We start from the raw sequence: 20926 nt of genomic DNA on the forward strand, positions 1-20926 counted from the left end.
CCGGCCATACCACTCACGACCCCGGCTCAGGCTGAGTCGCGTGGGATGAGGCGGGTCTCGAGGACCGTGCAGCGCGGTGAGACCGCGCCGTCGATCATCGCCAGCAGGTCGGCCGTCATCCGGACACCCATCTCCTCGACCGGCTGCCGGACGGTGGTGAGCGCCGGATCCGTGCGGCGGCCGATCGGCAGGTCGTCGAAGCCGATGACGGCGACGTCGCCTGGCACCTTCCGGCCCGCGCGGCGGAGCGCGCACAAGGCGCCGACCGCCATCAGGTCGGATGCGGCGAAGATGGCGTCGACGTCGGGGCGGCGCTCCAGCAGCTGGGCCGCAGCGTGTTCGCCGGACGCCTGGCCGAAGTCGCCGAACAGCACGAGGCCCTGGTCGTGACGGCCCGCTCGCATCATCGCCTGCCGGTAGCCGTGCAGCCGGTCAACGCCCGCGGTCATGTCCTGGGGCCCGGCGATGGTCGCGACCGTGCGCCTGCCGGCGTCGATCAGCCGCTGGGTGGCCAGCCGCGCGCCGCCGCGGTTGTCCACGTCCACATAGGAGTATTGCCCTTCGTGGACCGGGCGTCCGCCGAACACCACCGGGATGCCGAGCCAGCCGAAGTCGAGCGGGCGGCGGGCGTGCATGCCGACGACCAGCGCGCCGTCGACATGCCCGCCGTCGAGGTGCCGCAGCAGCGGTGCCTGGTAGTTCTCCGCCGCGCCCGCGGTGAGCAGCACGAGCTGCAGGCCTGCCGCGGCCAATTCCCTGCCGACCCCGCTCGCGATGCGCGGGAAGTAGGGATCGGTGAACAGGCGCGGCACTTCCTCGCACACCACCAGCGCGATCGAACCGGTGCGGCCCCCGCCCGCCCGCGCCGCCCGTTGCCTGGCGTAACCCAGCGCCCGGATGGCCGACTCGACCTGACTGCGCTTTTCCGGGCTCACCTTCGGGAACCCGTTGAGCACGCGGGAAGCGGTCGCGGTCGACACCCCGGCCGCCCGCGCGACGTCGGCGAGCGTCGGCTGGAGTTCGAACGATTCGGCGGAGGACATCTCAGGAGCGCTGCGGCTGGAACCGCTGGTTGGCGCTGCCGGTGCTCGTCCATTGGGAGATCCGCCCGCCGTCGGCGGTCGAGACGCCCCAGACATCCATCGCCAGTCCGCTGAGCCGGTTCACCAGGCTCACCGAGCCGCCCTGGTCGACCACCCGCCATTGCTGACCGGTGGCGTTGGAATCCGGCTGCTGGCTGATGTCCGCCCCACTGTTCGAACTCGCCACCTGCAGCACCAGTCCGCTGTGTCTCGCTTTGATCCGGTAGTAGCCGCCACCCGAATCGACGAAGGTGAACTGCTGGTTGAGGCCACCGGTGGCCGCCCACTGCTGCAGGAGCGCACCGGCCGCCGTCGAGGCGCCGCTGATGTCCATGAGCTTGCCGCTGTGCTGCGCCGCCAGCGTGTAGTTCACCCCGGTCTCGATCGGGGTGCCCGGCGTCGGGGTGGTGGAGCCGAACTGCGTGATGAACTTCCACACCTCGCCCGACGTCCAGGTCTGCCAGCCGTCGCAGGTGCACCCGTCCCTCGGGCCCGGGTCGTGCCCGGCGCCGTCGAACGCGGCCCACACCACCGGATACCCGGCCCGGCAGCCGGAGTAGGCGGTGACGATGTGGGTCAGGCTGCCATTCGCGGGCTCCGGAGGATTCGTCGGCGCGCAACCGTTGTTCCTGACGAAGGTGTCGCGCAGTCCCCGTCCCTGGGCGATGGGCAGCACGTTGTCCCGGATACCGTGAAGGCCGATGTACGCGACCGGCTGGGTGCCGCCGGCGCAGCCGCTGAGGTTCGCTCCGGAATAGACGGCGACCGCGCGGAAGACCGTGGGCCTGGCGCACGCGAGCGCGTAGCTCATGGCGCCGCCGTAGCTGAACCCGCCTGCGAAGACCTGCGCCGTGTCGACGCACAGTGCCGCTTCGAGCTGCCTCAGCAGGTCGTCCACAAAGGTCACATCCTGGCCGCCGGGGTTACCCCAGCCGCCGCCGTTTCCTTGCGGAGCGACGAAGATCGTGCCGTTGTTCGCGTTGTCGGCCAGCCGCCTGAGCCCGTAGTAGGACCAGTTGTAGCCGTCGGTCCCGCCGGAGTCGACGTCGTTGGCGCTGCCACCCCGCCAGTGGAAACCGAAGATCAGCCGGTACGGGTGATTGTTGTCGTAGCCTGCCGGAACCCGCACGATGTAGCTACGGTTCTGCCCGCCGCTCTGAATGGTGTGCGCACCGCTGGCCAGGCCGGGGGCTTTCCCACACCCCGCGGACCCGGCCAAGGTCGTCGCGGCCTGCGCGGTGGCGTTCGGAGCCAGGGCGAGCAACACCCCGATCACGATGGAAACCACCAGAGATCTACACCTCACCATTACCTGACTCCCTCTGCTGCTGGAACAGCGTTGTCCACTGCTGATTGGCGCCGTGGTTGCAGGTCCACAGGATCACCTTGGTGCCATTGGCCGTTCCGGCGCCGGACGCGTCCAGGCAGAGTCCGGATTGGACATTCGTGATGGTGCCGTCGGAGTGGGTACTCCACTGCTGGGCGGTTCCGCCGCCGCAGTCACCGATGACCGCCCTCGCTCCCGGCGAGGTCGCGTCGGCGGCGAGGCATTTGCTCCCGTATACCTGTAACTGCTTGGCCGCGGTGGTGGTCCACCGCTGGTTCGCCCCGCCACCGCAATCCCACAGCACCACCTGCGTGCCGTTGGACTGGGACTGGTTCGGGACGTCCAGGCACCGGCCAACCGCCACCTGACGCACCGGACCGCCGGTGGTGCCGCCGCCGGTGTCGAGGCCGAGGAAGGAGATGGCGTAGGCGAGCATCCCGGCCTGCGGCAAGGTGTGGCCGGTGCCCGAAATACTGATGCCTTCAACCGTCGCCTGGGTACCGGTGGCGCCGTAACGGTTCCGCGTCCAGGACGACTGCGGGTGATCGGTGAACGACGGCGTCTGGTTGAGGCCGCGAAGATTGGTCCACTGCTTGATTTCCTCGCCGTAGTTGGGATAGGCGAGCACGGTGTCCTGGTTCCCGTGCCACAGCTGCATCCTCGGATAGACACCGGAGTAGCCGGGGTACATCGAGCGAGCCAGATCGCCCCACTGCTGCGGGGATTTGACGATGTTCCCGCCGGAGCACTGGCCGTTCCACATCGAGCCGTCGCTGGTCGCGAAACATCCGGCAGGCACGCCGGAAAACGCGGCGCCCGCGGCGAACACATCCGGGTACTCGGCGGCGAGGACGTTCGTCATCATGGCCCCCGACGAGAAGCCGCTGACCACGATGCGGCCAGGGTCCACGTTGTACCGCTGCCGGGCCCAGGCCACCATCGACATGATGCCGGTCGAGTCGCTGCCTCCGTTGCGGGTGAGGCCCGCTCTCGTGGACACGTCGAAGCAGTGCCCGTCACGGGTCGCCTCGGGCACGACGATGACGTAGCCGTACCGATCGGCCGCCGTCGCGTAGTCGTGCCCGTTGCCGTTGAACACCGCTCCGGCCGAACCGCCGCAGAAGTGCACCAGTACGAGCAGCGCCGGCTTGGGCGCCACCGTGTCGGGTGCGTACACGTACATGTTGAGGTGGGTCGGGTTGGTGCCGAAGTCGCCGACCCTGGTCAACGTCGCCGCGGCGGCCGGAGTGGCCAGGATCGGCAGCAGCACCAGCACCGCCAGCAGCGCTCGGATCATCCGGCTCATCGCAGACTCCATTGCTGGTTGGCCTGCCCGCCGCAGGACCAGAGAATGATCTTCGTACCGGCGGCCGTTCCCTGCCCGGACGCGTCGGCGCACAAGTTCGACTGCACACCGGTAATCGAATTGTTAGCGTTAACAGACCACTGCTGATTAACCTGCCCGTTGCAGTCCCAGATGATCACCTGGGTGCCGTTGCTCGTTCCCCGGCCCGACGCGTCCAGGCATTTGTTCCCGTACACCATCAGCTGCTTGCCCGCGGTGTAAGTCCACAACTGTTTCGCCTGACCGGCGGCGCAGTCACCCAGCCGCGCCTGAGTCCCGTTCACCGCGTCCGGCACCTCCACACAGCGGCCCGATTGCGCGCCCACTAGCTGTTTCCCTGACGGAGGCGGTGGCGTGGTGACCGAGCAGTCCGCGGGTATCGCGCCTGCCGCGGTCCGGATCCCGCCCAGCAACAGGCGCAGGAAGTTCGGCTCGCTGAAGCTTTCGACGGTGTGGCCCATGCCGGTGTACCAGGAGCGGCCGCCATCGAAGTCGTGGCACCAGGTCGTCGGATGATCCGCGCCCATCGTGCCGCCCGAGTAGCTGGACTCGTCGAGCGTGGTCAGGACATGGACGGCCGACCGGGGGTTGGCGCGGAAGTCGTACCACTCGTCGTATCGGGTGAACTGGGCGGGCAATCCCTGAGTGGACGGGTGGTTCCGGTCCTCGACCTTGACCACCGCGTTCTGCTGCGCGGGATGCTGCTTGAAGTAGGCGCCGACCAGCTGGCCGTACCAGGCCCAGTCGTACCCGCTGTCGGAGGCGGCGTGGACACCGGCGAACCCGCCGCCGTGCTGGATGTACCGCCGGAAGGCGTCCTTCCCCGCTTGCGTGCCGACCGGGTCACCGGTCGAGGACAGGAAGACCACGGCGGCGTATTGGGCCAGGTTGGCGTCGGTGAACTTGGCGTCGTCCTCGGTGGCGTCCACCGCGAAGTCGTTCTGCTGGCCCAATTGCCGGATCGCGGCGATCCCGGCCGGAATGGAGTCGTGCCGGAAGGCGGTGGTCTTGGAGAACACCAGCACACGAAAGGCGGGCGCCGCAGGCGAAGCCGAAGCCGTCGCGGGTACCGAGATCGCCAGTAACGTTGCGGCGAAAAGAACAGCCGCGCGCAGAGTACGAGACGACATTGTCACGGGTACTCCTCTTCAGGAGTGCGGGGAGCGCGGGAGTGCGCGTCGTGAATTCGTTCAGGTACCGAAACTCACGCGATAAGTACGATCTAGCACTCATCGTCTAGCACCCTACCTCGCTTCCGGGCTACTTGGTCAATACCTGACAGTGCGGTGTGAAACTTACATCCCCCGGCGAGCGAAGGCGTCGAATACCGGCGATAAGCCCGCACATCGCTTGACGCCCCGGCAGGCCACTGCTCTCATGGATCACCGCGACGAACGTAAGCCCGACAACAACAATCGCCTGTCGAATCTGTCGAAATCCGGGCGCGGTCCGCACCACATGAGTCAGACACATCCTGCACAACGGAGTGGGGTTGCCGATGAGGGGCTCAGTCCACTCTGGACAGTCGAACACCCATCCAGTGATCACGGCGTCGGTGCCCCTGCTCGGCGGCGCAGCAATCCGGAGAGGTACGAACATGCCGCCGTACACCAGATCCGTGCTCGCCGTGCTCGCCGCGGCCGCCTTCGCGGGGACCGCGTTCGCCGCGCCTCCGGCCAGCGCCGCGACCGTCACGATCACCGTCGCCCCGAACGGGAACGACACCAACCCCGGCACCCCTGACCAGCCGGTCGCCACCCCGGCCAAGGCCCAGCAACTGGCCCGTGCCCAGTCCGCGGCCAACGACGTGGTCGTCCAGCTCGCCGGTGGCACGTACCGGCTGTCCGCACCGCTGACGTTCACCAGCGCGGACTCGGGACAGAACGGCCATACCGTCACCTGGCAGGCCGCGGCAGGCCAGACGCCGATCCTCTCCGGTGGCACCCAGGTCACCGGCTGGACGGTGCAGGACTCCGGCCAGAACATCTGGGTCGCGCCGGTGCCCCAGGGTGCCGACTCCCGTCAGCTCTTCGTCGACGGCGCGCTCGCACCGCGTGCTTCGATCCCGATCTCCCGGGGCGACGTGCGGATCACCACCAGCGGTATGACCATCACCAACCCGGCGCTGAACTACCTCGCCACGCTGCCGGGGCAGAACCGGATCGAGGTGCAGAGCCAGAACTCGTTCACCGACCGGTACTCCCCCGTCGACCGCATCAGCGGCACCACGATCACCATGCAGCAACCCGCGTGGAACAACAACAACTGGGGTTACGACACGCTCGCCAAGCCGTTCGGCGGCGGCCAGCTGTTCCTCGAGAATTCCTACTCCTTCCTCAAGAACACCGGCCAGTGGTACCTGGATCCGCAGGCGGGACGGCTCTACTACAAGGCGCCTTCCGGCTGGGTGCCAGGCAGCCATGACGTCGAACTGCCACGCCTGACCTCGCTGCTGCGGGTCAGCGGCAGCTATGACAACCCCGCGCGCAACATCGCGTTCAAGGGACTGCACTTCGAGCACACCACCTGGCTCACCCCGGGGACTTCGGTCGGGTACGCCAACCAGCAGACCGGCACGTTCATCTCGTCCGCGTACCCCATGCCGTCCGACTTCCTGAGCTCGTGTCAGTCGGGCTGCCCGCAGTTCGAGGGCGCCCGCAACGGCTGGGCACAGGCTCCCGCCGCCGTCCAGGTCTCGGCCGCCACCGCGATCACCTTCAGCGACAACACCTTCGCCCATCTCGGCCAGGTGGCGCTGGGCATCGGCAACGACGCGAACGCCCACGCCACGGGCATCGGACTCGGCACGTCGTCGATCACGGTGGACCACAACACGTTCACCGAGAACTCGGGCGGGGGCATCGTGGTCGGCGGCGTGCGCCCCGACGCGCACCACCCGTCCAATCCCGCGATGACCAACAGGGACATCACCCTCTCCCGCAACACGGTGACCAGAGTCGCCTTGGACTACCGGGAAATGGCGGGCATTCTGACGACCTACGTCACGCACGCCGTCATCACGCACAACGACGTGTCCAATCTGACCTACGACGGCATCGACGTCGGCTGGGGCTGGGGCGCCAACGACCAGGGCGGCAGCCAGGACTACCGCAACCGCGGCCTGTACAACTACCAGCCGGTCTACACCACGCCGACGACACTGCGGGACACGGTCGTCAGCTACAACCGGGTGCACGGCACCAAAAAGCTCATGCACGACGGCGGAAGCATCTACAACCTCTCCGCCAATCCCGGCAGCTCCATCGACCACAACCACATCTTCGACAACAATCGCACGGTCGGCCTGTACCTCGACGAAGGCTCCCGCTACGTCAAGCTGACCGCCAACGTGATCCAGGACAGCGGGGTCTGGGCCTTCACCAACGCCAGCGGCACCAACAACACCAACGACAGCACGTTCAGCGGCAACTGGTTCAACGGCGGCGCGACCAACGTGGCCACCGGCCCGCCGCACAACAACGTCCTCACCGGAAACGTCCAGGTGAGCGGCACCAACTGGCCCGCCGCCGCACAACAGGTCATCGCAGGCGCGGGCACCGGAACCAGCGGGCCGGTCGGGGGCCAGGTGCGCGCGGTTGGTGCCGGCAAGTGTCTCGACGTCAACGGGGCCACCACCACCCCAGGCACCCAGCTGCAGATCTGGGACTGCAACAACGGCTCCAACCAGGCATGGGCCAGCACCGCGGCCGGTGAGCTGACCGTCTACAGCGGCGACAGCACGCGGTGCATGGACGCTTACGGCCAAGGCGGCGCGGGCACCAAGGTCGTCATCTGGAACTGCAACGGCCAGCCCAACCAGAAGTGGACGTTCAACGCCAACGGGACCATCACCGGTGTCCAATCAGGACTGTGCGTGGACGTCACCGGCGGCGGGACCGGGAACGGCACCCTGATCCAGCTCGCCACGTGCACCGGCGCGAGCAACCAGAAGTGGACCCGAAGCTGACCGAAAGACCCTTCTCCGGAGAGGTTCCCGCCATGTCTTCGTCCTCGTTCGAACTGTCGCGGCGCACACTGCTGGCACTGGCCGGGGCCGCCGCGGCCGTCAACGTGTTCCGTGGCCGCGCCGCCTGGGCCACCGAGGGCCCGAGCAGCTACACCCCGAGCTGGGCGTCGGTCGACCAGCACCCGCCCGCGCCGGAATGGTTCCAGGACGCGAAGTTCGGCATCTACTACCACTGGGGCGTGTTCAGCGTTCCCGCGTACGCGAACGAGTGGTACCCGCGCAACATGCACATCGGCGGGTCGAACGAGAACAATCACCACAAGGCGGTGTACGGCGATCCCTCGGCGTGGCCGTACCACAACTTCATCAACGGCGCCCGCGACAAGGCGGGCAACTGGGTCCAGTTCGCGCCGAAACTGAAGTCCGCGGGCGGCAACTTCGATCCCGACGAGTGGGCGCGGCTGTTCGCCGACGCCGGCGCGAAGTTCGCGGGCCCGGTCGCCGAGCACCACGACGGGTACTCGATGTGGAACAGCAGCGTCAACGAGTGGAACTCGGTGCGCACCGGCCCTCGGCTGGACCTGGTGCGGCTGCACGCCGACGCGATCCGGGCACAGGGCCTGAAGTTCATGGTCTCGCTGCACCACGAGTACAACTTCGGCGGCTACTACCAGTTCGTGCCGCGGCAGCCGGACGCCAGCCTCCGCAAGCTGTACGGCCAGCTGGACTGGGCCGCGGAGCAGCAACTGTGGCTCGCCAAGCTCAAGGAGGTCATCGACGGCTACCAGCCCGACCTCATCTGGCAGGACGGCGGCCTGTCCGCGCTCGACGAGTCGTACCGGCTGAACTTCCTCGCCTACTACTACAACAAGGCGGTCGCCTGGAACAAAGACGTCGTCGCCACCTACAAGGACGGGTTCAACACCCGCGGCGAGGTCTACGATTTCGAGCGCGGCGGCCCGGCGGACCTGCTGAACCCGTTGTGGCTCACCGACGACAGCATTTCCAGCTCCAGCTGGTGCTACACCGCGGGCATCGGCTACTACTCGCTCAAGGCCGTGCTGCACTCGCTGATCGACCGGGTCAGCAAGAACGGCAACATGCTGCTGAACATCGCCCCGATGGCCGACGGCACCATCCCCGGCGGGCAACGCACGATCCTGCTCGGCATGGGCGATCACCTCAAGCGGTTCGGCGAATCCCTCTACGGCACCCGCGCCTGGGCGGCGTACGGCGAAGGCCCGACCAAGATGGGCGGCGGCTCGTTCACCACGCCGGTGGAAGGGACCAGCACCGACATCCGTTTCACCCGCAGCAAGGACAACACCGTCTTGTACGCGACCGTGCTGGGCTGGCCAGGAAGCACGTGCCGCATCACGACACTCGGCTCGAACCGGATCAACCTGGGCAACCTCGCGTCGGTCCAGCTGCTCGGCCCGAACGCGGGCAACGCCACCACACTGCCCGGCCGCATCCAGGACGGTTCCGGGCTGCACATCCAGATGCCCTCGTCCGCCCCGCCGTTCACCGCGCTGGCGTACGTGGTGAAGCTGACGTTCTCCGGCCAGATCCCCGCACTCGGCTCCGGCCCGGTGCCGACCGGCTGGGCCAGGATCGCCAACGCCGCCACCGGACTGGTGCTCGACAGCGGGGGCACCGTCGCGTCCGGCTCGCAGCTCAAGCAGTGGAACTGGGACGGCAGCACGAACCTGCAGTGGCAGCTCGTCGACGCCGGCGGCGGCTATGTCCGGATCGTCAACCGCACCAACGGGATGGTCGCCGACAGCTGGGGCAACAGTGCCAACGGCGCCACCTGCCTGCAGGCGCCGTGGAACGGTGGCGTCAACCAGCAATGGCGGCTCAACAACCTCGGCAACGGCCGGTACCAGATCATCAACCGGGGCACCGGCACCGCGCTCGACGGCATGGGCAACTCCGCCGCGGGCGCACCCGCGAACCTGTGGGCACCCAACAGCAGCCCCAACAACCAGTGGAGCATCACCGGCAGCGCCGGCCGACGCTCTTGACCGGCCGCTTGCGTCGCCTCTACTGTCTAGACACTTTCACTGAATGTTAGCGATAACATTCTTGCCGGGAAGGGTCGACGATGACCTCTGCACGTGGCCGGTTCAGACGACTCGCAGCCGCGGTGGCACTCGCGCTCAGCGCCGGGCTGGTGGCCGCACCCGCCTCCGCCGCGCCGGAACCGGAGTCGAAGGGGCAAGCGCCGTACGCGGGCTACGCCTTCTTCTACTTCACCGGGGAAGGCACGGAAAACGGTGAGCAGATCTACCTCGCCACCAGCCGTGGCAACGATCCGCTGAAGTTCGACGAGCGCAACGACGGCAAGCCGGTGCTCACCTCCGGGCTCGGCGACAAGGGCGTCCGCGACCCGTTCGTCATCCGCTCCCCCAAGGGCGACAAGTTCTACCTGCTCGCCACCGACCTGAAGATCTACGGCAACGGCGACTGGGACAAGGCCCAGCGGCACGGCAGCCGGTCGATCATGGTCTGGGAGTCGTCCGACCTGGTCCACTGGTCCCAGCAGCGGGCCGCCCAGGTGTCACCCGCGACCGCGGGCAACACCTGGGCGCCGGAGGCCTACTGGGACGCCAAGCGCGGTGAGTTCGTGGTGTTCTGGGCGTCCAAGCTGTACGCGGAGAACGATCCAGGCCACACCGGCTCCAGCTACAACCGGATGATGTACGCGACCACCAAGGACTTCGTCACCTTCAGCGCGGCCAAGGTGTGGGTGGACCCGGGGTACTCGGTCATCGACTCGACCGTCATCCAGGACAAGGGCACGTACTACCGCTTCACCAAGGACGAACGCGATCCTGGCTCGTCCAACCCCTGCAGCAAGTTCATCGTCGAGCAGAAGGCCACCGACCTGCTGGACCTGTCCTACGACTTCGTGTCGGAATGCATCGGCAAGGGAAATCCGGGCATCAGCCACGGCGAAGGACCGACGGTGTTCAAGTCGAACACCGAGAACAAGTGGTACCTGTTCATCGACGAATTCGGCGGCCGTGGCTACGTCCCGTTCGAGAGCACCGACCTCGCGAGCGGCAAGTGGACGATGTCGGCCGGCGCGCAGCTGCCCGCCTCGCCAAGGCACGGCACGGTCCTGCCGATCACGAAGGCCGAACACGACCGGCTCTCCGGCGGTCCCGTGAAGCCGGTGAAGGCCGACAAGGACGGCCTGGTCGCCCACTGGCGGCTCGACACGCGCTCGGGCACGACCGCCAAGGACGAGACCGGGCACGGTTACACCGGCACGCTCTCCGGCGACGTGACCTGGTCCGGTGGCGCGCTCTCCTTCGGCGGCACGAATGGGTACGTCGACCTGCCCGACAACATGCTGGCGGGCGCGGACGCCGCCACCGTGGCCGCGGACGTGTACATCGATCCCGCCCAGTCCGTGCCCTATTTCCTCTACGGCTTCGGCAACACCGGGCCGTCGGGTGCCGGAAACGGCTATCTGTTCGGCACCGGCGGCACCGCCGACAACGGGCTCAGAGCCGCGATCTCCAGCGGCGACTGGCGGTACGAGCAGACCGCGGCGGCACCCGGCGGGCTCTCCCGGGCCGCTTGGCACAACATCGCCTACACCATCGGCGGCGGCAAAGCGGTCCTCTACGTCGACGGTGCCGCCGTCGCACGCAACGACACCACGACACTCAAGCCATCGGACATCGGCGGCGGCCGCACGACGGCCAACTACCTCGGCCGTTCCCAGTACACCGCCGACCACTACTTCACCGGCAAAATGAAGGACGTCCGCCTGTACAACCGGGCGCTGACCGCGGGCCAGATCGCGGCGCTACCGGCCAACGCGACGACGATCCGGTCGGTGACACTGCCGGAGCTGAAGGTCCCCGCGATCATCGACCCGGAAGCGGGCACGGTGGTGCTGCCGGTCAAACCGGACACCGACCTCCGCCGCCTTGCGCCTTTGGTCGAGGTGGCGCCAGGCACGACCACCACACCGCGCAGCGGAACACGCGTCGACCTGAGCAAGCCGATCACCTATCGCGTCAAGGCTCCAGGCGGCAACAGTCGCGTGTGGACGGTCAGCGCCCGCGAGCTGCGCACACCGCTGGTGCCCGGCCTCAACGCGGATCCGAACATCGCGGTCTTCGGCGGGACCTACTACCTCTACGCCACCACCGACGGCTTTCCCGGCTGGGGCAGCACGACCTTCTCGACGTGGTCGTCCAAGGACATGGTGAACTGGACCGACCACGGCGTCGCACTCGACCTCGGCCCCGGCGTCTCCTGGGCCGACAAGAACGCCTGGGCGCCGACAATCGCCTACCGCGACGGCAAGTACTACTTCTACTTCTGCGCCGAGGCCAAGATCGGGGTCGCCGTGAGCGACTCCCCGACCGGTCCGTTCGTCGATTCCGGTCAGCCGCTCATCAGCCGCAACCCCGACGGTAGCGGCCAGGCGATCGACCCCGCGGTGTTCACCGACGACGACGGCCAGTCCTACCTGTACTGGGGCAACGGGGCCGCCTACGTGGTCCCGCTGAACAAGGACATGACCTCGTTCGACCCCGCACAGGTACGGCGGATCCAGGGCCTCACGGACTTCCGCGAAGGCCTGTTCATGGTCAAGCGCAACGGAACGTACTACCTGAGCTGGTCGGTCGACGACACCGGCAGCGAGAACTACCGCGTCGCGTACGCCACCTCGAGCAGCCCGGCTGGCCCGTTCACCAACCGCGGCGTGATCCTGCGCAAGGACCTCTCACTCGGTATCAAGGGCACCGGCCACAGCTCGATGCTGCGGGTGCCCGGCACGGACGAGTGGTACATCGCGTATCACCGGTTCGCCATCCCCGGCGGCGACGGCACCCACCGCGAGACCACGGTGGACAAGCTGACCTTCACCCCGGACGGGACGATCGCGCCGGTCATCCCCACGCTCGAAGGGATCGCCCCTCGGCCGATCACAGGGTGAAGGGCTCGGTTGGCTATGAAGTGAGGGGGTCCTTGGGTGCGTAGTACGCACTCGGGGGCCCCCTCACTTCGCGATGTGGTCGTGAGTGATCGCGACGGCTATCGAGGGGAAGGCGAAATGTGGCGTGCCCAGGGCAGCTGGATGAGGGCCTCCCTCACCCAAGCCCGGGCCACTCGCGCGGGGCGGGCGAGCCTGCCGAGAGAGAGGTCGTGAGTGTTTAGACCGGTTAGAACCGGCCGTACCACTCACGACCTCTCTGGCCGGGCTCCGCAAGACGGGCTCGGAGGCGGGCCGGCGGCGTAAGGCCCGCCTCCGAGGTTCAGGTGGCGACGCGGGCGCGGCGCTTGGTCCACACGTCGTAGGCGACCGCGGCGAGCAGTACGAAGCCCTTGACCAGGTTGACGCTCTCGGTCGGGGCGCCGATCAGGGACATGCCGTTGTTGATGACGCCCATGATGAGGCCGCCGGTGATCGCGCCGATCACCTTGCCGACCCCGCCCTGCACGGCGGCGCCGCCGATGAAGGCCGCCGCGATGGCGTCGAGCTCGAACATGGTGCCCGCCGTCGGCCCGGCCTGGTTGAGGCGCCCGGCGACGATGATGCCTGCGAGCGCGGACAGCACGCCCATGTTCACGAAGATCCAGAACGTCACCGCCTTGACCTTCACACCGGACAGCGTCGCGGCCTGCAGGTTGCCGCCGATGGCGTAGATGTGCCGTCCGAACACCGCGCGCGTCGTGACCAGCGAGTAGCCGATCGCCAGCACCGACAACAGGATCAGCACCCACGGCAGGTTCTTGTACCTGGCCAGCTGCACCACCACGAACAGCACCACCGCGGCCACCGCGGCGATCTTCAGCACGAACATCGGCAGCGGGTCGACCTCTTGGAGGTAGCGCTGCCGTGCCGCGCGCTTGCGGGTCTGGGAGACGGCCGCGCCTGCGATGACCGCGACGCCGAGCAGCAGGCTGACCAGGTCGGCGCCGCCGAGCGGGCCGAGGCCGATGTTGCCGAGGTAGCCGCCGGTGAAGCCGTTCGCCAGTGTGCGCACCGAGTCCGGGAACGGGCCGATCCCCTGGTTTCCCAGCACCGACAGGGTCAGCGCCCGGAAGATCAGCATGCCCGCCAGCGTCACGATGAAGGCGGGCAGGCCGAAGTAGGCCACCCAATAGCCTTGCCACGCACCGATCACCGCGCCCGCCAGCAGCGTGATGAGGAGCGCGAGCGGCCAGGCCATGTGCAGGTCGACCATCAGCACGGCCGAGATCCCGCCGGTCAGCGCCACCACCGAACCGGCGGACAGGTCGATGTGCCCGGCGATGATGATGAGGATCATGCCGATGGCGAGGATCAGCACGTACGAGTTCTGCACGATGAGGTTCGAGATGTTCTGCGGTTCCAGCAGCGAGCCGCCGGTGAGGACCGTGAACAGCACGACGATCAGCGCGAACGCGACGTAGATCCCGCTCTGGCGCGGGTTGAACGAGATCCGTTTCGGCGCTTCGGCCGGGGCCTGCACGGCCTCTTCCGGCGCACCGGTGACAGCGGTACTCATGGCCTTACTCCTGTTCCCTGGTCATCGCGCGCATCAGGCCTTCCTGAGTCGCCTCGGACCGCTCGACCTCACCGGTGATCCGCCCGCCCGAGAGCGCGTAGATCCGGTCGCACAGGCCCAGCAACTCGGGCAACTCGGAGGAGATGACCAGCACGGCCTTTCCTTCGTCGGCGAGGCGGTTGATGATCGTGTAGATCTCGTACTTCGCGCCGACGTCGATACCGCGGGTCGGCTCGTCGAGGATCAGCACGTCCGGATCGGTCAGGATCCATTTGGACAGCACGACTTTCTGCTGGTTGCCGCCGGACAGCGTGCCGGTCACGCTGAGCACGTCCGGGGCCTTGATGTTCATGCTCTTGCGGAACTCCTCCGCGACGCGATGCTCCTCGTTGTCGTGCACCCAGCCCCGCCGGGCCAGCTTGCCGAGTGCCGCCGCGGAGATGTTGCGCTTGATGTCCTCGATGAGGTTGAGCCCATAGCGCTTGCGGTCCTCGGTGGCGTAAGCGATCCCGTTCGCGACGGCGTCACCGACGGACCGGAGCTGGATCTCCTTGCCATGCTTGAACAATCGCCCGGAGATGTCCGTGCCGTACGACCGCCCGAACACGCTCATCGCGAGTTCGGTGCGCCCCGCGCCCATCAGCCCGGCGAGGCCGACGATCTCGCCCCGGCGCAGGGTCAGGTTCGCCCGGTCGACCACCACACGTCCATGCTGGGTTCCACTGTGGACGGTCCAGTCCTCGATCCGGAGCACCTCTTCGCCGATCCGCGGTTCGTGCGGCGGGAAGCGGTGTTCCAGTGTGCGGCCGACCATCCCGGCGATGATCCGGTCCTCGGTCACCTCCGCGGCGTCGAGTGTCTCGATGGTCCGGCCGTCACGCAGGATGGTGAGCGAGTCGGCGATCGCGGCGATCTCGTTGAGCTTGTGCGAGATCAGCACCGAGGTGACGCCTTCGTCGCGCAGGCCGCGCAGCAGGTCGAGCAGGTGCGCGGAGTCGTCGTCGTTCAACGCCGCGGTCGGCTCGTCGAGAATGAGCAGTTTGACCTTTTTGGACAGTGCCTTGGCGATCTCGACCAGCTGCTGCTTGCCGACGCCGAGGTCGAGCACCGGCGTCACCGGGTTCTCCCGCAGGCCGACCCGGCGCATCAGCTCGCCGGCGTCGCGGTTCGTGCGGTTCCAGTCGATCAGGCCGCCACGTGCCTGCTCGTTGCCGAGGAAGATGTTCTCCGCGATGGACAGCTGCTGGCACAGCGCGAGCTCCTGATGGATGATCACGATGCCGCGCCGTTCGCTGTCACGGATGGCGGAGAACGCGCACGGCTCGCCGTCGAAGACGATTTCGCCCTCGTACGAGCCGTGCGCGTAGACACCGGAGAGCACCTTCATCAGCGTGGACTTGCCTGCGCCGTTCTCACCGCAGATCGCGTGGATCTCGCCTCGGCGCACCGAAAGGTTCACGTCCTGCAGCGCCTTGACGCCGGGAAACGACTTGGTGATGCCACGCATCCGGAGGATTTCGTCGGTCATGGTCCCTACTTCAGCTGCGCTGCGGTGTAGTAGCCCGAGTCGATGAGCTCCTTCTGGTAGTTCCCCTTGTTCAGGATCACCGGCTGCAGCAGGTACGACGGGACGGCCTTCTTGCCGTTGTCGTAGTCGGTGGTGTTGTTGACCTCGGCCTTGCCGCCCTTGAGCACCGCGTCGGCCATCTTGACGGTGACCTCGGCGAGCTTGCGGGTGTCCTTGAAGATCGTCGAGTACTGCTCACCGGCGATGATGGACTTCACCGACGCGACCTCGGCGTCCTGGCCGGTGACGACCGGATACGGCTGGCCTGCCGTGCCGTAGCCGTTGCTCTTGAGCGCGGACAGGATGCCGATGGACAGCCCGTCGTACGGCGAGAGCACGCCCTGCACCTTGGCGCCGGAGCTGTAGGTCTTGGTCAGCAGGTCTTCCATCCGCCGCTGCGCGGTCGCAGGCTGCCAGCGCAGGATCGCCGCGACGTTGAACGCGGTCTGGCCGCTCTTGACGACCAGCGTCCCGTTGTCGAGGTACGGCTTCAGCACCGACATCGCGCCGTTGAAGAAGAACGTCGCGTTGTTGTCGTCCGGCGAGCCCGCGAAGAGCTCGATGTTCAACGGTCCCTTCGCGTCGCCGGGCGAGCCGTCCTCCTTGAGCAGCTTGAGCCCGGTGAGCAGCGACGTGGCCTGCTGAACGCCGACCTTGAAGTTGTCGAAGGTCGCGTAGTAGTCGACGTTCGGGCTGTTGCGGATCAGCCGGTCGTAGGCGATGACCGGGATCTTCTTGTCCGCCGCCTCCTGCAGCTGCGTGGTGATGGCCGTGCCGTCGATCGAGGCGATCACGAGCAGCTTCGCGCCCTTGGTGATCTGGTTCTCGATCTGGTTGACCTGGGTGGGGATGTCGTCCTCCGCGTACTGGAGGTCGACCTGGTAGCCGAGCTTCTCCAGCGCCGCCTTGATGTTGTCGCCGTCGTGGATCCAGCGCTCCGACGACTTGGTCGGCATCGTCACGCCGACGAGACCGCCCGCGGTGCTGCCTGCCGGCGCCTGCTGATCGGCCGTCTTGGTGCTCGAACCACACGCGGTGAGCGTGAGCCCCGCCGCCACCGCCAGCGCGGTGAGTTTCATGAACTTCATTGTTCTTCTCCTGTTGTCAGAATCCTTGTGCGAGCCGGTAGTACGCCTGGTTCCAGCGCAGCCGGTCAGCGATGGACGCCGGGGTGGTCGCGGCGTCGATCAGCACCAGCTCGACCTCGGCCATGGTGGCGAAATCGCGGATCGTGTCGGCTCCGACGGCCTGGGTGAGCACCGTGTGGTGCGGCCCGCCCGCCGTGATCCAGGCCTCGGCCGAGGTCGAGAGCGACGGCGCGGGCTTCCACACCGCGCGCGCCACCGGCAGGTTCGGCAGCGGCTCGTCGGGGGCGACGACCTCGACCTCGTTCGCGACGAGCCGGAACCGGTCGCCGAGGTCGGCCATGCCGATGACCACCGCGTCGCCGGGCGCCGCGTCGAAGACCAGGCGGACCGGGTCTTCACGGCCGCCGATGCCGAGCGGGTGGATCTCGCACGACGGCCTGGCGGAAGCGATGGTGGGACAGACTTCCAGCATGTGCGCACCGAGGATCTTCGGCTCACCAGGACCGAAGTGATACGTGTAGTCCTCCATAAAGGACGTTCCACGCTCGGAGCCGCGTCCCATCGCCTTGACGGCGGTGAGCAGTGCCGAGGTCTTCCAGTCACCCTCGCCGCCGAAGCCGTAGCCGTCGGCCATCAACCGCTGCACGGCGAGGCCGGGTAGCTGGCGCAGCCCGCCGAGGTCCTCGAAGTTCGTGGTGAACGCGCCGAACCCGCCGCGGGTGAGGAACGTGCGCATCCCCCGCTCCAGCCGGGCCGCGTACCGCAGCGATGCGTGCCGTTCGCCGCCCTTGAGCAGCTCGAACGCGATCGAGTAGGTGTCGCAGTACTCGGTGACGAGCGCGTCGACCTCCTCCTCGCTCACCTCGTCGACCACCGCGACCAGGTCGTTCACGCCGTAGGTGTTCACCGAGACACCGAACTTCAGCTCGGCCTCGACCTTGTCCCCGTCGGTGACGGCGACGTCGCGCATGTTGTCACCGAAGCGGGCGAGCTTGAGCGACCCGATCACCTGGCGGCCGACGGCGGCCCTGACCCAGTTGTCGATGCGCGTGGCCACCACCGGATCGGCCGCGTGCCCGGCGACGGTCTTGCGCGGCACGCCGAGCCGGGTCTGGATGTACCCGAACTCGCGGTCGCCGTGCGCGGCCTGGTTCAGGTTCATGAAGTCCATGTCGATGGACTGCCACGGCAGTGCCTCGTTGAGCTGGGTGTGCAGGTGCAGCAACGGTTTCCGCAGCGCGTCCAGCCCGGTGATCCACATCTTCGCCGGTGAGAACGTATGCATCCACGCGATCACGCCGACGCAGGCCTCGTCGGCGTTGGCCTCGAGCATCACCCGGCGGATCGACGCCGCGTCGGTGAGCACCGGCTTGCCGACGAGTTCGGCGGACACCCGGCCGGAATCGGCCAGCATCCGCTGGATCTGCAGCGACTGGCCCGCCACCTGGGCGAGCGTCTCCTCGCCGTAGAGGCCCTGGCTTCCGGTCAGGAACCAGACCTCGGTCTTGCGCTGGGGGTTCACTTTGCTCCTTGCTGGCCGTAGACGTTCTGGTAGCGCGCGTACAGCCGGTCGATGTCCTTGTCGGACAGTGGCTCCGGGGTGCCGAGCTCGAATGCCTTGTGGACGGTCCGCGCGACGTCCTCGACCATCACCGCGGCCTTGACCGCGTCCCGCGCGGTCCGGCCCACGGTGAACGGTCCGTGGTTGCGCATCAGCACCGCGGGCGAGCGGCTCGGCTTCAGGGTCTCGACGATGCCGCGGCCGATCGAGTCGTCCCCGATCAGCGCGAACGGCCCGATCGGGATCTCACCGCCGAACTCGTCGGCGATCATGGTGAGCACACACGGGATCGGCTCCCCGCGCGCCGCCCACGCCGTGGCGTAGGTCGAGTGCGTGTGCACGACGCCGCCGACCTCAGGCATGTGCCGGTAGACGTAGCCGTGCGCGGCGGTGTCGGACGACGGCGCGTAGTCGCCCCGCACGATCTTGCCGTGGAGGTCGGTGACGACCATGGTGTCCGCGCGCAGCTCGTCATAGGCCACGCCGGACGGCTTGATCACCATCAGGTCCCGGTCGGGAACGCGAGCCGAGACGTTGCCCGCCGTCCAGATGACCAGTTCGTACCGGGTGAGCTCGCTGTGCAGCGCGGCGACGGTCTCCCGTAGTTCCTCGAAGGTTTCGGTGATCTCGCTGGTCAGGCTCATCGGCTCTGTCCTTTCCGGACGGCCGCGACCTCGCGGCGACGGGCGGCGAGGCGGTGCATGACATCGTTGCCACCACTGCCGAAGTAGTCGTGCAGGTTGAGGTACTCGGCGTAGAGCTCGTTGTAGGCCGCGACGTTCTCCGGAATCGGCCGGTACACCGCGCGGCGGACCGAGCCCATCACGGCGGCCGCGGCCGGGACGTCGGGGTGGGCGCCCGCGGCGACGGCCGCGTGGATCGCCGAACCGAGCGCGGGGCCCTGGCCGGACCCGGCGACCGACAGCGGCAGGTTCGTGACATCGGCGTAGATCTGCATGAGCAGCTCGTTCTTGACCAGCCCGCCCGCCACGATCAGCTCGGTGACCGGCACCCCGGCACCGCCGAAGGTCTCGATGATCTTCTGGGTGCCGAACGCGGTCGACTCGAGCAGCGCCCGGTAGATGTCCTCGGCTCGGGTGGCCAGTGTCTGGCCGACGATCACGCCGGACAGCTCGTGGTCGACGAGCACCGACCGGTTCCCGCTGTGCCAGTCCAGCGCGACGAGGCCGTGTTCACCGATCTCCTGCTTCGCGGCGAGACCGGTGAGCAGTTCGTGCACGGACACGCCCGCCTGCGCCGCTTCGTCCACATAAGACGCGGGAACACCGTGCTTGACGAACCACCCGAAGATGTCCCCCACGCCGCTCTGGCCTGCCTCATAGCCCCACAGCCCTGCCACGATGCCGCCGTCGACGACCCCGCACATCCCCGGCACCTCACGCAGTTCGGCACCGTTCATCACGTGACAGGTGGAGGTGCCCATGATCGCGACCATCTGCCCCGGCGCGACGGCCTGCGCCGCGGGCGCGGTGACATGCGCGTCGACATTGCCGACGGCGACCGCGATGCCCTCGGGGAGCCCGGTCCACGCGGCCGCCTGCGCGCTGAGGCCGCCTGCCCTGGCGCCCAACGCTCCCAGCGGGTGCATGAGCTTGTCGTCCACAAAGGACTCGAACCCGGGTGCCAGCTCCTTGAGGAACTCGGCGCTCGGGTAGCGGCCGTCCTGGAGTATTCCCTTGTACCCGGCCGTGCAGGCGTTGCGGACGTAGGTCCCGGTGAGCTGCCAGACGATCCAGTCGGCCAGCTCGACCCAGTGCCGCATGGCGGCGTACACCTCGGGCGCCTCTTCGAAGACCTCCAGCGCCTTGGCGAACTCCCACTCGGACGAGATCAGCCCGCCGTACCTCGGCAGCCACGGCTCCTTGCGCGCGGCGGCGAGTGCGTTGATCCGGTCCGCCTGCGGCTGGGCGGCGTGGTGACGCCACAGCTTCACGTAGGCGTGCGGCTCGCCCGCGAACTCGGCCAGCTCGCACAACGGCGTGCCGTCCGCGGTGGTCGGCACCATGGTGCAGGCGGTGAAGTCCGTGCCGATGCCGATCACGTCGGCTGGATCGGCGCACGCGACGTCGAGCGCGTTCGGCACAGCGGTGCGGAGCACGTCGACGTAGTCCGAAGGCACCTGCAGCGCCCACTCTGGCGGCAGCGCCTGCCGCGTCTTCGGCAGCACCCGGTCGATGACGCCGTGGCGATACTCCGAGACGGCGCTCCCCAGCTCGACGCCGTCGCGGACACGCACGACGACCGCCCGCCCGGACAGCGTCCCGAAGTCGACGCCGACGACGAGCGGCTCCCCTGTGGTCACCTGAGTCCTCCTAGAAATGTTAGCGTTAACAGAGTCGTGGGGGGGGTTGGGGGGGCGGAACCGCCGGAACCCAAACCACCCCCCCCCGGCGCCCCCGAGGTTGGAAAACAAGGAGACGAAGAACAACGGGCCCCGGGTGGTGGAG

13 protein-coding genes are annotated in these 20926 nt (G+C 67.8%); 3 read left to right on the forward strand and 10 right to left on the reverse strand.

What is annotated here, in order from left to right:
* Positions 1–26 precede the first annotated feature (26 nt).
* From ACFV15_RS36985 to ACFV15_RS37000, 4 genes are read right to left on the reverse strand one after another with little or no spacing between them, the layout of a single operon-like run.
* Positions 27–1043: a LacI family DNA-binding transcriptional regulator gene (locus ACFV15_RS36985; protein ID WP_378356637.1), complete on the reverse strand. Its 1017-nt coding sequence runs from the start codon at positions 1041–1043 to the stop codon at positions 27–29.
* Position 1044: 1 nt separating this feature from the next.
* Positions 1045–2391 (reverse strand): RICIN domain-containing protein, encoded by a 1347-nt coding sequence (locus ACFV15_RS36990; protein ID WP_378356639.1) that lies wholly within the window; start codon positions 2389–2391, stop codon positions 1045–1047.
* Positions 2378–3715 carry a PHB depolymerase family esterase gene (locus tag ACFV15_RS36995; protein WP_378356641.1) on the reverse strand — a complete coding sequence of 446 codons (1338 nt, stop codon included), beginning with the start codon at positions 3713–3715 and terminating at the stop codon, positions 2378–2380. The genes ACFV15_RS36990 and ACFV15_RS36995 overlap by 14 nt, the downstream gene beginning before the upstream one ends.
* Positions 3712–4884: a ThuA domain-containing protein gene (locus ACFV15_RS37000; RefSeq protein ID WP_378356643.1), complete on the reverse strand. Its 1173-nt coding sequence runs from the start codon at positions 4882–4884 to the stop codon at positions 3712–3714. The genes ACFV15_RS36995 and ACFV15_RS37000 overlap by 4 nt, the downstream gene beginning before the upstream one ends.
* 467 nt (positions 4885–5351) lie before the next feature.
* Here ACFV15_RS37000 and ACFV15_RS37005 point away from each other — a divergent pair, with 467 nt between their 5' ends.
* The 3 genes from ACFV15_RS37005 to ACFV15_RS37015 all read left to right on the forward strand — a co-directional run bounded on the left by ACFV15_RS37005 (position 5352) and on the right by ACFV15_RS37015 (position 12687).
* Positions 5352–7721, forward strand: a complete 2370-nt coding sequence (locus ACFV15_RS37005) for an RICIN domain-containing protein (protein WP_378356644.1) — start codon at positions 5352–5354, stop codon at positions 7719–7721.
* Between the two features lie 32 nt (positions 7722–7753).
* Positions 7754–9748 carry an alpha-L-fucosidase gene (locus ACFV15_RS37010; RefSeq protein ID WP_378356646.1) on the forward strand — a complete coding sequence of 665 codons (1995 nt, stop codon included), beginning with the start codon at positions 7754–7756 and terminating at the stop codon, positions 9746–9748.
* 80 nt (positions 9749–9828) lie between these two features.
* Positions 9829–12687, forward strand: coding sequence for a family 43 glycosylhydrolase (locus tag ACFV15_RS37015; protein WP_378356648.1), 2859 nt, complete (start codon positions 9829–9831; stop codon positions 12685–12687).
* A gap of 319 nt (positions 12688–13006) precedes the next feature.
* Here ACFV15_RS37015 and mmsB read toward each other — a convergent pair whose 3' ends face one another.
* From mmsB to araB, 6 genes are read right to left on the reverse strand one after another with little or no spacing between them, the layout of a single operon-like run.
* On the reverse strand, positions 13007–14242 hold the full coding sequence (gene mmsB / locus ACFV15_RS37020; RefSeq protein WP_378356650.1) for a multiple monosaccharide ABC transporter permease: 1236 nt from the start codon (positions 14240–14242) through the stop codon (positions 13007–13009).
* Between the two features lie 4 nt (positions 14243–14246).
* Positions 14247–15770: a multiple monosaccharide ABC transporter ATP-binding protein gene (gene mmsA / locus ACFV15_RS37025; protein ID WP_378356652.1), complete on the reverse strand. Its 1524-nt coding sequence runs from the start codon at positions 15768–15770 to the stop codon at positions 14247–14249.
* 5 nt (positions 15771–15775) lie between these two features.
* Positions 15776–16897 (reverse strand): multiple monosaccharide ABC transporter substrate-binding protein, encoded by a 1122-nt coding sequence (chvE, locus tag ACFV15_RS37030; protein WP_378356654.1) that lies wholly within the window; start codon positions 16895–16897, stop codon positions 15776–15778.
* Positions 16898–16913: 16 nt separating this feature from the next.
* Positions 16914–18419, reverse strand: coding sequence for an L-arabinose isomerase (gene araA, locus ACFV15_RS37035; RefSeq protein WP_378356656.1), 1506 nt, complete (start codon positions 18417–18419; stop codon positions 16914–16916).
* On the reverse strand, positions 18416–19102 hold the full coding sequence (locus tag ACFV15_RS37040) for an L-ribulose-5-phosphate 4-epimerase (RefSeq protein ID WP_378356658.1): 687 nt from the start codon (positions 19100–19102) through the stop codon (positions 18416–18418). The genes araA and ACFV15_RS37040 overlap by 4 nt, the downstream gene beginning before the upstream one ends.
* On the reverse strand, positions 19099–20781 hold the full coding sequence (gene araB, locus ACFV15_RS37045; RefSeq protein WP_378356660.1) for a ribulokinase: 1683 nt from the start codon (positions 20779–20781) through the stop codon (positions 19099–19101). Before araB ends, ACFV15_RS37040 begins: the two co-directional genes overlap by 4 nt.
* Positions 20782–20926 lie beyond the last annotated feature (145 nt).

Origin of the sequence: Amycolatopsis sp. NPDC059657, assembly GCF_042734395.1 — a bacterium.
Lineage (GTDB): Bacteria > Actinomycetota > Actinomycetes > Mycobacteriales > Pseudonocardiaceae > Amycolatopsis.

Excerpts from the sequence above, each read along its gene's own strand:
- ACFV15_RS36985 (WP_378356637.1), bottom strand. The coding sequence starts at position 1,043 with ATGTCCTCCGCCGAATCGTTCGAACTCCAGCCGACGCTCGCCGACGTC.
- ACFV15_RS36990 (WP_378356639.1), bottom strand. The coding sequence starts at position 2,391 with ATGGTGAGGTGTAGATCTCTGGTGGTTTCCATCGTGATCGGGGTGTTG.
- ACFV15_RS36995 (WP_378356641.1), bottom strand. The coding sequence starts at position 3,715 with ATGAGCCGGATGATCCGAGCGCTGCTGGCGGTGCTGGTGCTGCTGCCG.
- ACFV15_RS37000 (WP_378356643.1), bottom strand. The coding sequence starts at position 4,884 with ATGTCGTCTCGTACTCTGCGCGCGGCTGTTCTTTTCGCCGCAACGTTA.
- ACFV15_RS37005 (WP_378356644.1), top strand. The coding sequence starts at position 5,352 with ATGCCGCCGTACACCAGATCCGTGCTCGCCGTGCTCGCCGCGGCCGCC.
- ACFV15_RS37010 (WP_378356646.1), top strand. The coding sequence starts at position 7,754 with ATGTCTTCGTCCTCGTTCGAACTGTCGCGGCGCACACTGCTGGCACTG.
- ACFV15_RS37015 (WP_378356648.1), top strand. The coding sequence starts at position 9,829 with ATGACCTCTGCACGTGGCCGGTTCAGACGACTCGCAGCCGCGGTGGCA.
- mmsB (WP_378356650.1), bottom strand. The coding sequence starts at position 14,242 with ATGAGTACCGCTGTCACCGGTGCGCCGGAAGAGGCCGTGCAGGCCCCG.
- mmsA (WP_378356652.1), bottom strand. The coding sequence starts at position 15,770 with ATGACCGACGAAATCCTCCGGATGCGTGGCATCACCAAGTCGTTTCCC.
- chvE (WP_378356654.1), bottom strand. The coding sequence starts at position 16,897 with ATGAAGTTCATGAAACTCACCGCGCTGGCGGTGGCGGCGGGGCTCACG.
- ACFV15_RS37040 (WP_378356658.1), bottom strand. The coding sequence starts at position 19,102 with ATGAGCCTGACCAGCGAGATCACCGAAACCTTCGAGGAACTACGGGAG.